Annotated in this window: 16 protein-coding genes and 1 pseudogene; 8 read left to right on the plus strand and 9 right to left on the minus strand. The window is 64.8% G+C overall.

Annotated elements, in window-relative coordinates:
• Positions 1 to 62: 62 nt before the first annotated feature.
• Positions 63 to 965: an NAD-dependent epimerase/dehydratase family protein gene (locus DB708_RS17145; RefSeq protein ID WP_108923769.1), complete on the plus strand. Its 903-nt coding sequence runs from the start codon at positions 63 to 65 to the stop codon at positions 963 to 965.
• Positions 966 to 970: 5 nt separating this feature from the next.
• Here DB708_RS17145 and DB708_RS17150 read toward each other — a convergent pair whose 3' ends face one another.
• Entirely contained in the window at positions 971 to 2,350 is a 1,380-nt protein-coding gene (locus DB708_RS17150) for a hydroxyacid-oxoacid transhydrogenase (RefSeq protein ID WP_235616800.1), read from the minus strand.
• Between DB708_RS17150 and DB708_RS17155 the strand changes: the two genes are divergently transcribed.
• The gene (locus DB708_RS17155; protein WP_108924374.1) at positions 2,349 to 2,819 is read left to right on the plus strand and encodes a hypothetical protein; all 471 of its coding nucleotides are present in this window, start codon (positions 2,349 to 2,351) and stop codon (positions 2,817 to 2,819) included. The genes DB708_RS17150 and DB708_RS17155 overlap by 2 nt on opposite strands.
• Before the next feature lie 124 nt (positions 2,820 to 2,943).
• Positions 2,944 to 4,398: an aldehyde dehydrogenase family protein gene (locus DB708_RS17160; RefSeq protein WP_108923773.1), complete on the plus strand. Its 1,455-nt coding sequence runs from the start codon at positions 2,944 to 2,946 to the stop codon at positions 4,396 to 4,398.
• Between the two features lie 73 nt (positions 4,399 to 4,471).
• On the opposite strand, the gene DB708_RS17165 is transcribed toward DB708_RS17160, so the two are convergent.
• Positions 4,472 to 4,726, minus strand: a complete 255-nt coding sequence (locus DB708_RS17165) for a hypothetical protein (protein ID WP_108923775.1) — start codon at positions 4,724 to 4,726, stop codon at positions 4,472 to 4,474.
• Between the two features lie 131 nt (positions 4,727 to 4,857).
• Positions 4,858 to 6,324 carry an amino acid permease gene (locus DB708_RS17170; RefSeq protein WP_108923777.1) on the minus strand — a complete coding sequence of 489 codons (1,467 nt, stop codon included), beginning with the start codon at positions 6,322 to 6,324 and terminating at the stop codon, positions 4,858 to 4,860.
• A 130-nt stretch (positions 6,325 to 6,454) separates the two neighbouring features.
• Between DB708_RS17170 and DB708_RS17175 the strand changes: the two genes are divergently transcribed.
• On the plus strand, positions 6,455 to 6,823 hold the full coding sequence (locus DB708_RS17175; RefSeq protein WP_108923779.1) for a hypothetical protein: 369 nt from the start codon (positions 6,455 to 6,457) through the stop codon (positions 6,821 to 6,823).
• A 3-nt stretch (positions 6,824 to 6,826) separates the two neighbouring features.
• Here DB708_RS17175 and DB708_RS17180 read toward each other — a convergent pair whose 3' ends face one another.
• Entirely contained in the window at positions 6,827 to 7,840 is a 1,014-nt protein-coding gene (locus DB708_RS17180) for an NADP-dependent oxidoreductase (RefSeq protein WP_108923781.1), read from the minus strand.
• A gap of 34 nt (positions 7,841 to 7,874) precedes the next feature.
• Here DB708_RS17180 and DB708_RS17185 point away from each other — a divergent pair.
• The 3 genes and pseudogenes from DB708_RS17185 to DB708_RS17195 form a co-directional block, all read left to right on the plus strand.
• Positions 7,875 to 7,994, plus strand: a pseudogene (locus tag DB708_RS17185) (class I SAM-dependent methyltransferase); the annotation flags it as partial.
• A gap of 107 nt (positions 7,995 to 8,101) precedes the next feature.
• Positions 8,102 to 8,953: an LLM class flavin-dependent oxidoreductase gene (locus DB708_RS17190; RefSeq protein ID WP_108923783.1), complete on the plus strand. Its 852-nt coding sequence runs from the start codon at positions 8,102 to 8,104 to the stop codon at positions 8,951 to 8,953.
• A gap of 59 nt (positions 8,954 to 9,012) precedes the next feature.
• On the plus strand, positions 9,013 to 9,669 hold the full coding sequence (locus tag DB708_RS17195; RefSeq protein ID WP_108923785.1) for a hypothetical protein: 657 nt from the start codon (positions 9,013 to 9,015) through the stop codon (positions 9,667 to 9,669).
• 9 nt (positions 9,670 to 9,678) lie between these two features.
• On the opposite strand, the gene DB708_RS17200 is transcribed toward DB708_RS17195, so the two are convergent.
• From DB708_RS17200 to DB708_RS17215, 4 genes are all read right to left on the minus strand, one after another.
• Entirely contained in the window at positions 9,679 to 10,506 is an 828-nt protein-coding gene (locus DB708_RS17200) for a glycoside hydrolase family 16 protein (protein ID WP_108923787.1), read from the minus strand.
• 1,121 nt (positions 10,507 to 11,627) lie between these two features.
• Positions 11,628 to 11,819, minus strand: a complete 192-nt coding sequence (locus DB708_RS17205; RefSeq protein ID WP_108923789.1) for a hypothetical protein — start codon at positions 11,817 to 11,819, stop codon at positions 11,628 to 11,630.
• Positions 11,794 to 12,312, minus strand: a complete 519-nt coding sequence (locus DB708_RS17210) for a GntR family transcriptional regulator (protein WP_165839843.1) — start codon at positions 12,310 to 12,312, stop codon at positions 11,794 to 11,796. Before DB708_RS17210 ends, DB708_RS17205 begins: the two co-directional genes overlap by 26 nt.
• A gap of 1 nt (position 12,313) precedes the next feature.
• Complete coding sequence (locus DB708_RS17215) at positions 12,314 to 12,955, minus strand: carboxymuconolactone decarboxylase family protein (RefSeq protein ID WP_108923793.1); 642 nt, start codon at positions 12,953 to 12,955, stop codon at positions 12,314 to 12,316.
• A 288-nt stretch (positions 12,956 to 13,243) separates the two neighbouring features.
• Here DB708_RS17215 and DB708_RS17220 point away from each other — a divergent pair, with 288 nt between their 5' ends.
• A complete protein-coding gene (locus DB708_RS17220; RefSeq protein WP_108923795.1) occupies positions 13,244 to 14,032 on the plus strand; it encodes a glycerophosphodiester phosphodiesterase family protein in 789 nt (262 codons plus the stop codon).
• Here the strand turns inward: DB708_RS17220 and DB708_RS17225 are convergent, their stop codons facing one another.
• On the minus strand, positions 14,033 to 14,710 hold the full coding sequence (locus DB708_RS17225; RefSeq protein ID WP_108923797.1) for a cutinase family protein: 678 nt from the start codon (positions 14,708 to 14,710) through the stop codon (positions 14,033 to 14,035). It abuts the gene before it with no gap.

Genomic DNA, 14,710 nt, shown 5'->3' on the forward strand with positions numbered 1-14,710 from the left:
GTTCCACAGCATCGCCGACGCCCCCCGGCAGATGTCCCCCGAGCGTCGCCTAACATCAGCAGATGCACGGCTCAAAGATCCTGATCACCGGCCCAACCGGGCAAGTTGCCACCCCCGTCGCCAAGGCGCTGGCAGCCGACAACGAGGTGTGGGGCATCGCCCGGTTCACCAATCCCGCGGTTCGAGAGGACCTCGAGAAATCGGGCGTGCGGTGTCAGACGGTCAACCTGGCCGCCGGCGACTTCACCGGTCTCCCAAACGACTTCGACTACGTCCTCAACCTTGCGGTGGCCAAGAGTGGCCACTGGGACAAGGATATGGGGGCTAACGCCGAATCCGTCGGGCTCCTGATGGCTCACTGTCGCAACGCAAAAGCCTTCCTGCACTGCTCATCTGGGGCAGTCTACAACCCGCCGGACGACGAAGTCCGGACCGAGGACGCCGCCTTGGGCGACAACCACAAGCCGTTGTTCCCCACCTACTCAATCTCCAAGATCGCCGGCGAGGTCGTCGCCCGCACGATGGCGCGCGCGCTGGGCGTACCGACGACGATCGCCCGCCTCAACGTCCCCTACGGCGACAACGGCGGGTGGCCGTTCTATCACATGGAGATGTTGCTGGCAGGAATCCCGATTCCCGTCCCGGCCGGCGGCCCGGCCCGCTACACCCCGATCCACGAGGACGACATCATCGCCACCATCCCGAAGCTGTTCGAGGTGGCGTCGGTCCCGGCCACCACCCTCAACTGGTGCGGCGAGCAGACCGTCAGCCTGCAGGATTGGTGCACCTATCTCGGGTCATTGGTCGGCAAGGCGCCGGTGTTCGAGGAGAGCGGGCAGGCGCTACGCGGCAATCCCACCGACGCAAGCCGGATGCGCGAGCTGGTCGGCGCCGCGGCGGTGGACTGGCACGACGGGATGCGCCGCATGGCAGCCAAGTTCCACCCCGACCTCGTCGGCGCCTAGCGCGGCTACCAGTAGCGCATGGCGTGGCCGAACAAATCGGCCAGGGCCGGCTTGCTCATCTCTCGCGGGGCGTTCTGCAACAGACGCTGCTGGGGGAAAGCGCCCTCAGTGAGAGCCGCGATGTCGTCGTCGGTGTAGCCCACCCCGCTCAGCCCGTTCGGCATACCCACCGCACGCATGATGCGGATGATTTCCGTTGCGAGTACCTCGCCCGCATCGTCGGGACCGGCGTCGCGGGTGTCGGCGCCGAGCAATCGGGCCGCTTCGATATGCCGCTGCGGACTGGCCTGCGCCGTGTAACGGAATACCGCGGGCGCGTTGACGATCACGGACATGCCGTGCGGCACCAGCGACTCGTGGGGCGGGTAGCCGGCGGGGTGGAAGTCCCGCACCAGCCCGGCAACCGCGTAGGCCATGCCATGCGGCGCGTGGACGCCCGCGTTGCCGAAGGCGATGCCCGCAAGCGTTGCAGCCCACATCATCTGCTCGCGCGCATCGCCGTCGGAGGCATCGCGCACGGCTGGCTCCAAGTTGCGGCCCAGTACCCGCAGCGCCTCGCTGCAGCCCAAGTCGCTCCACGGGTTGGCGCCCTGACTCATCGGGCGCAGACTGGGCCGCGCGGGAGCGGGCCGGTGCACGTAGGGGCGTGCGGTGTACGACTCGAGGGCGTGCGACAGCACGTCCAGGCCCGCGGCGGCGACGACTCCACCGGGCAGGCTAGCCGTGCAATCGGGGTCGACGAGCGCCTCGGTGGGCCGCAACGCGGGCGACGCGATTCCGGTCTTCACCGTCAGCGAAAGCAGGTCGAAGATCGCGATGCCGGTGACCTCGCTACCGGTGCCGGCGGTGGTGGGGCAGGCGATGTGCGGCCTGAGCGGTCCGGGTACCGGTTTGCCTTCGCCGATGGGCGCATTGACGTACGCCAGAAAGTCAGCTGGATAGGTGGCGTAGAGATTGGCGGCCTTGCACGTGTCGATTGCCGAACCGCCACCCAGCGAAACGTAGCCATCGGGCTTCGCCTCTTGGGCGAAGCGGGTCGCTTCGGCGAATGACGCGTCCGTCGGTTCGACGTGCACGTCGGTGTAGGCGACGACGTCCACACCGGCCCCGGCCAGCGAGTCGCACGCCCTGGCGAAGATGGGCAGGGCCGCCACGCTGGCGTCGGAGAACAGGGCCACTCGCCGAAGGCCCAGCGCGCCGGCCCGCTCGCCCAACTCGGCGATACAGCCGCGCCCGAACGTTATCCGGGAAGAGTCGACGGTGAAGGCTCCATCGCAGCCCTGAGCCACAGCCGGGAATTCGCAGCACGCCATGCTGCTATCCAACAACTCCACACTCGGCCGGCCAATGGCGGCCGGGTTGGTCCGCGGGCAAGATGCACCCATGCCGCTCTACATTCGTCACACCCGGTCGGCCCGGATCGTTGAGCTGTCGCGCCGGATCTGCGGCAAGTTGGCCGAACACGCCGCGTCGCGCCAAATCGACCTCAACGATGTCCGGGTGTGGCTGACGCATAGCGAAAACCCGCCGGCCAATTCGGCATTCGGCAGGCTACTGCGCCGGCGCGCCAATCCGGTCGATCCCGACGAAGAGCACTGGACCGCGGTGGTGCTGCATCCCACGCAACTACTCGTGGCGACCGACGGCGCAAAGCGCGGGACCGCGGTGCTGTCAGTGCCATTGCTGCAGGCGTCGATAACGGCGGACACCGGCTCCGGCGATCCTGCCGGATTCACGATCACGGGTTTCCCGGGCGAGCAAACCGGCAGCTACTACGTCGGACTCGGGCCCGAACCCGATGCCGCTGGATGCATTTCGGCCGTGCAGGCGGCGATCGGCGCGGCCAAGCAATAGGACATCGCGCAACCGGAGCCGGCCACCGCCTTGACCGCACTATGCTGACAATGCTAAGCAGGTGCTCAGCATTCATGGGCACGGCAGCCCCGGGCTCGATCAAAGTTGATCGGGAAGGAAGCAGATGACGCTGCAGGCAGTACTGGACGAGCTGAGTAAGCGCCCCGGCTCGGGCGAGACCATTCCGATCATCAACCCGGCGACTGAAGAGACGATCACCGAGTTCACCGACTGCGGTCCGGAGGCGGTGAGCGAGGCCGCGGCGCGGGCGAAGGCGTCCTTCGAGTCGGGCGTCTGGTCGGAGCTGCCGGGCCGCGAGCGGGCCAAGGTCTTGTGGCGGATCGGGGACTTGATCGACGAGCACGCCGAAGAGTTCGCCCAACTCGACTCGCTCAACACCGGCATGCCGCTAATGCAGGCCCAGTTGCAGATGTCCACCGTTTCGGAGTTCTTCCGCTACTACGCCGGCTGGTGTTCGAAGATCAACGGCGTCGCGTACGACGTGAAGACCGACGGCATCGCGACCGACACCTACGTCAACATGCACGCCTACACGCTCAAAGAGCCGTACAGCGTGGTGGGCCTGATCTTCCCGTGGAACGGCCCCATCTTCAACGCGAGCACAAAGCTGGCGCCGGCCCTGGCCGCCGGCAGCAGCCTGCTCGTCAAGCCCGCCGAGGAGACGCCGCTGTCGGCAGTGCTGTTGGACAGGCTCATCCACGAGGCCGGCGTTCCTGAGGGTGTCGTCAACCTGCTGACCGGTTACGGGCACACCGCGGGTGCGGCAATCACCGCCCATCGCGACGTCCAAAAGGTCGCCTTCACCGGTTCGACGGAGGTCGGCAAGGAGATCGTGCGGGCATCGGCCGACAACCTGAAGAAGGTCACGCTCGAACTCGGCGGCAAGTCGCCGGTGCTGATCTTCGACGACGCAGACTTGAGCAAGGCCATCATGATGGCGTCACTGGGTATCTTCGTGCATTCCGGTCAGGGCTGCGTGTGTGGGTCGCGGATCTTCGCACAGCGCGCAGTGTTCGACCAGGTCGTGGAGGGCATTGCCGCGATGGCGAACACGTTCAAGCTGGGCGCCCCGAGCGAGGAGGGTTGCGTCAGCGGCCCGCTGATCAGCCAGAAGCAGCTAACCCGTGTGATGGGCTTCATCGACGAAGGCCGCGATGACGGCGTCGATGTGGTCACCGGCGGTCACCGGCTGGACCGCAAGGGCTACTTCGTGCACCCAACGGTGCTCACCAACGTCGACACCAGCATGCGGCTGTACCAGCAGGAGATCTTCGGGCCGGTGGTCAGCATCCTGCCGTTCGACGACGAAGACGAGGCCGTGGCCCTGGCCAACGACACCACCTACGGCCTAGCGGCCACCGCCTGGACCGAGAACCTCGGGCGGGCCCACCGGATCATGAAGCGACTGCAGGCCGGCAGTGTGCAGGTGAACTGCCAACTGGTCTTCGATCACGACGTGCCGTTCGGCGGACACAAGCAATCCGGCTGGGGTCACGAGTTCGGCAAAGAGGGCCTCGACATTTACCTGAAGACGAAGTCGGTCTGGGCCCAGCTTTAAAGCGCGGCCCCGCGACGCGGAAAGTCCCGGACCCCAACCAGGTCCGGGACTTTCCGGTGACCGCCCGACGGCGTCAGGATCCTTTGTTGTAGCGAGTCAGGAACCCGACGGACGCGACCCCCGCGGCGGTGCCGATCACACCCCACAGCACCAGCTGGAAAGCCATCGCAGAAATGAACCAGCCAAACGTCATTCCGATGTAGAGCATCCAGATCAGCCGGAAAAAGCTCCAGACCGCAAGCAGGCCGGTGCTGATCCCGATGTACAGGCTCGGTTGGCGATCGACGCGGTTGATCTGCTCCTGGACGCTGGTCGGCACGATGTTCATTTGCTGTCTTCCCTTCATGAGGCGCCGCCTCGTTGGCGGTGTCGTTGCGACAAGTACAGACGGCCGGATCGGCTACCGATCCCAACAACGTCCCAGCCCCATCGCTGACCTGCGGTGGTAAAGACGCGAACTCAGGATGCCGGTGCTGTTGTCCCGGCTCGCTCGCCGACCGCGTGATTCATTTCGGTCAGGAACTGTCGGTAACGCTCGGCGTGGTTAGGGCGGCGTCGCACGATCAGCCAGCCGACACCGAGGACTACAAACCACCCGGGGAACCACGCCAACGCGATCGCGGTGTCTTTTTCCGCACCGAGTGTCCAGATGACGAACACGAAGAAGACAAGGACGGCCCCGCACATCACCCGGCCACCTGGCATTTTGAAGGTCGACTCCGCATGACGCTGTGCGTGTCGGCGGCGATAGACGAGGTAGCTGACGATGATCATCGCCCAGACGAACATGAACAGCAGCGCCGAAATTGCTGTCACGAGCGTGAAAGCGCCCATCACCGAACCGCGGAAGTGCTGCAGCGGGATGGACGTCAGCAGCAGTGCGGCCGTCAGAAACAGCGCCGACGCGGGCACGCCGCCGCGGTTCAGCCGGCGGAAAACCGCTGGCGCGCTACCTTCGTCGGCCAGACCGTAAAGCATGCGGCCGGTGGAGTACATCCCGGAGTTGGCCGCCGACGCGGCCGCGGTGGTCACGACGAAGTTGACGATCGACGCCGCACCGGCAAGGCCGGCCAGGGAGAACATCGTGACGAACGGTGACTCGTTTCCGGCGAAGCGCCGCCAGGGGATGACTGTGAGGATCACCAGAAGCGCACCGATGTAGAAGATCGCCACCCGCAGCGGCACGGCATTGATTGCGCGGGGGAGGGTGCACCGCGGGTTCGCCGTCTCGGCCGCCGCAGCGCCGACCAGTTCCACACCGACGAACGCGAAGAACGCGATCTGGAATCCACCGACCATGCCCATGAAACCCGTGGCGAAAAATCCGCCATCGTTCCAAAGATTTTCGATCGTCGCGGGATAGCCTTGCGGGGAAACGAAATTGGTGCTCAGCAGGATTGCGCCGACGATCATCAAGCCGATGATCGCAGCGACTTTGATCAAGGCGAACCAGAATTCGATCTCCCCGAAATTGCGGACGCTGAACAAATTGAACAGCAGGATCAGTCCGCATGCGGCGAGCGCGGGCACCCACCCCGGTAAGCCAGGCCACCAGAACTGTAAGTAACCCGAGATCGCAACGAGTTCGGCGATCCCGGTGACGATCCAGGCAAACCAGTACGACCACCCGACGAAAAAGCCTGCGGCAGGCCCTAATAGGTCGGCCGCGAAGTCGACGAACGACTTGTAGTTCAGGTTCGACAGCAGCAGTTCGCCCATCGCCCGGAGTACGAAAAACAAGAAGAACCCGATGATTCCGTAAACCACCACGACCGACGGACCGGCGCGGGAGATCGTTCGCCCGGCGCCCATGAACAGACCCGTCCCGATCGTGCCGCCGATGGCGATCAGCTGAACGTGGCGGTTGGACAGACCCCGGTGAAGCTGCGAGACAGCAGGATTGAACTCGCCGACGTCCTCGCTCATGTGTCACGTCCTCGTGGGTTCCGAGTTGTTGGCAACCACAGCTAACTCCTGTTGTAGCCAAACACAATAATTCTTACCTCCGCCTTCGGCCCTGACCACGCCGATTGTCAATTCACGTACGCTCACCCGCATGAGCTGGTTCGGACGAGCAAAGAAAGCCAGTGTGGGCCAGCGGGTCACGCGGTCCGACAAGCAACAGGCGATCGACACGGTCGCCGAACTCAACGCGCTCAATGCAGAACGGGAGCGGCTGATGCGCGAAGACCTGCCGGGTGTTGCGACGATCGTGGCCATCCACGATAACGTCGCGGCGACGCCGCTGGGTTGTTGGCACGAGCTGGAGCTGGAAGTGCAGTTGCCCGACCAGGACCCCTACCGCGCCAGGCGGCGCGTCTCACTGCAGCTGTCGACGTCCCCGCACATCGCGGTTGGTGCCCAGGTGCCGGTTCGAGTCGATCGCGGGGACCTGTCGACGGTCCTCGTCGTCGCGACGCCATGACCGCTAGCTCGACGTCTTGACCATCAGCTTGCCGACGTTTTTACCGTCAAACAGCATGTTGATTGCGGTCGGCAGCTGTTCGAAGCCCTCGACGACGGTCTCCAGCGGCGTCAGCTTGCCCGCGGCGATCAGGCCGGCGATCTCGCCTGCCGCCTCGGCTGCACGGCCCAAGTGGTCCAGAACGATGAAGCCCTGCAGGGTCGCGCGCTGGATCAACAGATTCCCGAAGGCGCGCGGCCCGGGAGGCGGGTCGGCCTCGTTGTAGCCCGAGATCAGGCCGCACAGCGCGACGCGCGCCCCGATGTTGAGGCGGGCGAACACCGCATCCATGATGACGCCACCGACGTTCTCGAAGTCGACGTCGATGCCTTTGGGCGTCGCCGCCCGCAGTTGGGCGGCCCAGTCGTCGGCGCGGTAGTCGACGGCGGCGTCGAAGCCGAGTTCCTCGGTGAGCAGCCGGCATTTGTCCGGGCCGCCGGCGATTCCGACAACGCGCGCGCCGTCGGCCTTGGCGAGCTGGCCGGCGATCGAGCCCACCGCGCCCGCCGCGGCCGAGACGACGACGGTCTCACCTGGCTGCGGCTTGCCGATGTCGCGGATCCCGAGCCACGCGGTCAGCCCTGTGGTCCCGAGCGCGCCCATGTAGGCACTTGGGGAGACCCCGTCGGCGACGTCGACCCCGAACAACGGAGCGGTGTCGGAGACCACCAGGTACTCCTGCCAACCGACGAGGCCCTGGACGATCTGGCCGACCGAATAATTGGGATTCTTCGATTCGACGACGTGGCCGAGTCCGCCCGCCCGCATCACCTCGCCGATACCGACCGGAGGAAGGTAGGTGGGAGTGTCGTTGATCCACGTCCGGTTGGTCGGATCGAGCGAGATCCAGTCGACGCGCACCAACGCCTCGCCATCCGTGATCTCGGGAACCGCCTCCTCACTCAGCTCGAACGTGTTGGGGCCGATACGTCCGGTGGGACGCTCACGCAAAAGGAAGCGGCGATTTCGATCAGGCATGAGCGCACGTTACGCCGGTGCAATAACCCAACCTATGGCGGAGCACACCATTACCCATGTTTCGGATACCGCACGTTGGACCGCATTGCATCGGGCAACCGAGTCGGCACGCCCCGGTGGGTGGCTCGTCGCGCGCACTAAGCTCATCGACGACTGACTGACCAGCAACCTGCACAACCGATTTCGTTGCCTTGCGCGCAGAAAAATCGGCCTGCGGACGATTCGCCTGCGAAAGCGCGCCGCCGATCGTAGTATCGCGACATGCGCATCTCGGTCAAGTTCGACCTGAGCTTCCAGTACTCCGAGCTTGAGCGGCTGTGGCGCACCGCGGATCGTATTGGCTTCGAAGCGGTGTGGGATTACGACCATTTCTACGGACCAACGGAAAGCACTGACCCGACCTACGAGGGCTGGACCACCCTGGCCGCGATGGCTGCGGTCACCAAGCGGGCTCGGATCGGCTGCCTGGTGTCCAGCGTGACGTTCCGAAATCTCGCGGTCATGGCCAATATGGCGGTCACCGTCGACCACATTTCGGGTGGACGCCTCAACTTTGGGATCGGCGCCGGCTGGCATGAGGCCGAACATTGCGGGTACGGAATCGACTTTCCCAGCCCCGGCACCCGAGTCGCGATGGTCGATGAGGCTCTCACCGTGATTCGCCGGCTCTGGTCGGAGGAATCGGTCACGTTCAGAGGGCAGTACTTCACCCTCGAGGAGGCCCTGTGCGAGCCCAAGCCTCTTCAGCACCCACACCCGCCGATCGTGATCGGCGGGAGCGAGCCAAAGATGCTGCGCGTCATTGCGCGTCACGCCAGCATGTGGAACATGCCCGGACACGAGGGGCCGCAACGATGGGGCGCTGTCAACGCCCAGCTCGACGAAGCATGCGCCGAGGTGAAGCGCGCGCCGGCCGAGATCCTGCGTTCGGCACAGATTTCGCTGCATCCCGCGGAAGCCGGTCAGGTGGACGAGCAGCTGGCGTTGTTGCCGGAGTTCGAGCAGCAGGGCTGCGAGCAGATGGTGCTGGCGTTCCGCCAGCCACCCACGAAAGCATTGCTCGAACGTTGCCTCGCCCTGGATTCCGCCTCTCGGCCGGTCGCAGCCGTCTGAGCCGCAAAGTTTGCCACCGGCTCTTTAAAAGAAGGCTGTCGCGGAGGATTGTTACCTGGATGGACGCGTCGCGAGTTGCCGTGCTGCCGGTCGCCGCCGCCGCGCTGTTCTGGGTGACCGAACCGGCAACTGCCGATCCACCACCTACTCAACAGATCACGACGGTTGCCGTCGGCTCCAAGGGGCAGGCGGTCAACGGCTATCAAGAGACGCGTCCCGAGGGCAACGTCCCGTTCGTCAGCGGCTGCACACCATCGCCGTCCGCGGTGGCCGACGACGTCTACTCGTGCTCTCCCAGCGCGGCCGGCGCCGCTACCTGCTGGCCGTCGACGCCGGGATCGCTGTTGTGCGTGGACAATCCATGGGATCAACGTCTGCACCGGGTCGCTTACCGCGGTCAACTCCCGCCAGTGCAACCCACGAGTTCCCCAGAACCGTTTGCGCTCGCGCTCGACGACGGCACCCACTGTCTGCTGCGCAACGGCGGAGCATGGGGCAGCCGCGATGACGGGTACGTCGGCGGCTACTGGTGCGGGAAGTCCAGCGCCAATCCCTCGGTGCTGTGCCTCCCGAGTGATCAGTCGTGCATCGACCGCTCGGGGCCCGTGTGGAGCGTCAAAGTCGGTCAACTGGGCGCGCCGGACGCCCACTTTCCGCCGCCCCAGGTGCACGCGGTAGCCAGCGCGTGGTTCGCCGGAGATCGCATACCGGGCTGACGCGGCCGGCTACCAGACCCGGATCCAGTCGACCAGCATGTCCGCGGGATAGCTACCCGACCCGGGATCCCTACCGCCGGAGCCGGCGACAGCGAGGTTGAACACCGGATACACGGTGTAGCCAGGGCCGTTGAACGGCCAATCCGGTAGCGAGCTGGCCGGCACATCGAAGTACGGCTGGGCGCCGTCGGAATAGTCTTTCCAGAACCTGATGCCGGCCTCGTCCCACTGGCAGCGCCAGGTGTGCCAGGCGCTGTCGACCGCGATGTTGTGCGTCTTCCACTCACCGCCGTTCGCTTTGGCGTGCACGGTGGTCGCCGAGGGCCAGCTGCCGTTGCCGTACCACTCCATGACATCGATCTCGCCCTGCTCCTCGTTGCCGAGCCAATAGGCGGGCCAGGCGCCGGGGGTCAGGCAGCTCATTTTGATTCGGGCTTCCCAAGTGTGACCCACGCCACCCCGCCACAGGCTTTGCACCTTGCCGCTGAAGTAGGTGGGGCCATCTTTCGCCGCCCGAAGGACGAGGTTGGAATTGCCGTCAACGAACACGTTGCGGCGATCGTCGCGGTACTGGCCGATGTGCTCGGGCAGCTCCCAGTACGTCGGGTCCTTGATCGTCTCGCGGGCTTTCGCGATTGCCCACTTCGACGCGTCGGGTGACGAGCCTGCCGGCCCATCGAATTCGTCCTGAAAAATGTAGCTTCCGGCCTGGCCACTGGGTGCGCCGGGCGGTGGGACCCGCCCTGGGAAGGCCTGGGCCGCAGGGATGGGGAGCGCGGCCGCCAACACACCGACCCCTGTCGTCAGCATCATGCGGCGACGGTCCATCTCTGGCATAAGCAAGCGACGATAGCAGCCCCCGCCGTACGGGGTCGAAACAGAAATTGTGTCGGTGGGCGTCGTTAACATTTGGATCGCCGCTCGGCCCAAAACCGACGGCAGCACGGTACAAGCTCGGAATTTGTCATTAATTCACGGCCAATTCTCATGATCACGCTGGGTTTGGTCTCAGGATTGCCTGGGCATCCTGGACACGAACAGATAACACGTCCGTGATTTTGCGGCTGAGTCGGATGCTCTGAGAGGAGTTGACAATCATGGCGAATGCATCAGGGTCGACGGTTATTTTCCTTCAGTCCCATCCGGCTTGGGTCGCCGCCCAGCGTCGTGAGCGTGAACGCGCCGAATCTATGCATCGTCACCCGTCATCTCGGGGGCGGCGCGCCGCTGCAGCGGTTGACCACGCAGTCGCCGCTGCTGGCCGTCACTTCAAGGTCTACTCGGGCTCCGACACACCCGCTTAAGCTGTTTCCGGACCCGCCATCAGAGAATCGGTCCGCGCCGCAGTCCTATCACCAACCAATAACCGGCACTCAAGCGAAATCCTGACCTTTTCGAAACTGCCTGACCGGCCTGTGCGCACCGACCTGCACCCGCGGTTCAATTAAAGTTTGCTAAGCGGTACTTCCCGCACGCGTTAGCCCGACTACGCGGTTGCCTTCATTCAGCCAAGCCGTTCGCGTCCCCTGCCCGAATTACTACAATTTGTCGTAGCCGACGGCGGGGCTCCCGATGCCGCATTTGGGCCCTCGGTCGTAGTTGGGGGAATGATCCAGAGCCTTTTCGTGGTTGTGGCCTTGGCGCTAGCGCTCCGACAACACCGCTGTGCCGCCCAAGCCGCGCGGAAATGTCACATGGTTCTGGCGACTCACCGGCGCCGGCCTAGTTCAAGCCGACAAAGCCGCAACCCGGTCCGGCACTGGTACCACGGTCACTTACGAAGCGCTAGCTAGCTCAGCGAGGCCCGGTAATCATGGGCAACAGATACTGGCGCACATAGGCGCGGGATTGCCCGCATGCCCGCACACCTGGGTACCAGGAGCGCCACGCCGCTGCGCGCGTGACACCGCGACGGCGACCCAATCATCCGGCCGCAATCCTCTCGGTGACCGAAACGGTCACGAGGCATGGGTTTCGGATTCGGCACGCGTGTGCGATCCTAACGCCAGCACACCGTCACGGCCCTGCATGATGTGCTCGGCCATCAGGGAACCGGCGCGCTGGGCCTCGCCGTCGGCGATCGCGTCGCGGAGCATCCGATGGAACAGGTTGGAGCGCTCACTTTCAGCCCGGGTCTGATGCCGGAACACTTGATACACCAACGGAATATCGACCGCGTGCACCAGCAGTGCGGACAATCGCCGATGCGCTGACCCCTTGATGAAAGGCGCTGTTGGCGGCCGTGATTCGGCACAATCCGGCATTCAGTGAGCCATTTGTCACGAGCTCGATCCCCGCGTCGAAGTCGGCGATCGCCGCGTTGAGTGCCGCGATGCCCTCGGCGTCCATCCGGGTTGCGGCGCGCTCGGCGGCCAGCGATTCGAGTCGGGCGCGCAGCTCGTACTGGTCGCGAACATCGGTCGCGGACATCGTCGCGACGACCGCGCCCCGGTTGCGCTCGATGACGACCAGGCCATCGGCGGCCAAGGCCCGCAATGCCTCTCGCACCGGGGTGCGAGACAGGTCGAACATCTCGCCGATGCGCTGTTCAACGCGTCGCGAACCCGGCTCGAAATCACCCTCGGCGATCGCGCGCCGGATCAGCCGGTAAGCCAGGTCTGATCGGCCGTCGATCTCGGTCATCTCAGTCATCCCCCGCGGTAGCGGCGCCGATGTCCAGCACACCGCCACCCTCGGGGTCGTCGACCTCCACGATCGGATCGTCGACGTCGTCGAACTCCAGGCGCAGCGCCCGCGACATGATCGCGTGCATGACGTACATGGTGGTGGTGTAGGTGAATTCGAGGATCTCGGTGTCAGTGAACACTTCCCGCAGTTGGGTGAACAACTGCTCGGGCACCCGGCCATGTTGGCCCGCAAGGCAATCCGCGTAGGCCAGCAGCAACCGTTCGGTGTGATCGAAACAATCGGCGGTCTCCCACGACGGTATCGCCGCGATCTTCCCCTCGGACAACCCCGCGGACCGGCACGCCTTGCAATGCTGGGAGTAGACGAACTGGCTGCCGACCACCCAGCCCGCCCGGATCTGACCGAGCTCACGGTGATCGGGCCGGATGCTCACTTCTTGGCGGTACAGGCGAAAGCCACGAACAGCATGGCGCAGGGCGGCGGGGGACTGGGCCATCACCGTCCACCAGTTCCCAGGTGTTCCACCGACGGTGCCCGGTTCGGTCACCGGATCACGATCGCCGAACATGAAGTCGTACATCTTCAACGTGAATTCGTCGTTGACCTCACTCCTGGGAACAGGATTCAGGCGTGGCATTGCGGATCCTCTCGAGAAGAATGCAGATTGCATTCAATCCCAGCCCTATCCACGACGTCAATGCAGTTCGAGGTCCAACTATGGCGTGCATTGCGCACAGTCCGGTGAAACCATGTGCTGTGGAAATCGAGTGTGCGCCGCGGGCGTAATTTGAGCCCCGACTCCCGCCGTAGCCCGCACACTCAAAGCTGAAACGGCACAATCAAACGCGCCGCCGAGGTCCCCGGGTTCCGCGTAGCCTTTTGCCAAAGCTGGCAAGAGCGCGACAACGGATCGGCGGTTGACCCCATGAACGATGGCGGTGCGGAAACCCTCGAGTATCTCCGCAGCACTGGACGGATTGCCATGGCGCACAGGGGATTCACCTCGTTCAGGTTTCCCATGAACAGCATGGGCGCATTTCACGAGGCGGCAAAGCTGGGATTTCGCTACATCGAGACGGACGTACGCGCCACCCGCGACGGAGTGGCGGTGATCCTGCACGACCGTCAGCTGCCCGCCCAGTCGGAGCTGCCGGGCACGATCGACCAACTTGCTTGGCCGGATGTCCGCACGGCGGATCTGGGTGCGGGGGAGTCTATCCCGACGCTGGAGGAACTCCTGGTCGAACTGCCGACGATGCGGATCAACATCGATATCAAGGCCGAGTCGGCCGTCGAACCGACCGTCGAGGTGATCGAGCGGTTGAACGCGCATGACCGGGTGTTGGTGACAGCCTTCTCCGACCGGCGTCGCCGCCGCGCACTGCGCTTGCTGTCCAAACGCGTCGCCACTTCGGCGGGCACCGTCGTGTTCCTGGCGCTGGTAGCGGCGAAAACGCCGGCCAGCCGGGCATACGCCTGGCGGATGTTGCACGACAGTGACTGCCTGCAACTACCGCCGCGGCTCGGACGCCTACCGGTGATCACGCCCGCGCTGGTGCGGGCTGCCCACGCCTCGGGGCGCCAGGTGCACGCGTGGACGGTCGACGACCCGACCGCGATGCGGACGCTGCTCGACATCGGCGTGGACGGGATCATTACCGATCGCGCCGACCTACTACGCGACGTGCTCGTCGCCCGTGACGAATGGCTCTAGCTAGAGCTTGCTCGCCGCGAAGTCGGCGGCCTGATTGGCCATGCCCGCGTCGATGTAGGCACCGGCGAGATGCGCAGGCCAGTTTTCCTTCCAGGTGTTCGGGTCGGCCGGATTGCAGATCGGGTCCGCGCCGTGACACAAGTCGATGGTCCGGTCGTTGTAGGTCGGATTGAAGTTCGTAATCGGACCCACCCATTGGCTCCCGTTGCCGAACAACGCGACGGCGGCGATGTGCTGATCCATGCCCGGCGGCAGGGGGCTGTCGAAGCCGAACGCGCCGATGGGCGCGGCAAGCACCACGTCGGTGACGGCGGCGCCAAGTGAGTAACCGCCCAACACCAGCCGGGTGTCCGGGCAGTTGTTGGCCATGTCCTGGATGTGATGGCTCATGTCGTTGGCACCGACGTCGACCTGGGTGTCGGCGGGGTACTTCACGGCGTACGAGCTGAAACTCTTATTGCCGACCTTGGATTGCAGATTATTGATGAATGCGTTGCCGAGTTGCCCCGGGCCCGGCGATTCATTTCGGCCACGGGCGAAAACCACCTGGACCTGAGGACAGCTAGCCGCCGCCGATGGCGCCGACCATTGCGACCCAAACGGCAGTGCCGCGGGCGCCAACATCAGTGCACCCGCGATCACGACCGCAGCCAGGCACACACCAACCGATTTACACAT

Source organism: Mycobacterium montefiorense (assembly GCF_003112775.1).
GTDB lineage: Bacteria > Actinomycetota > Actinomycetes > Mycobacteriales > Mycobacteriaceae > Mycobacterium > Mycobacterium montefiorense.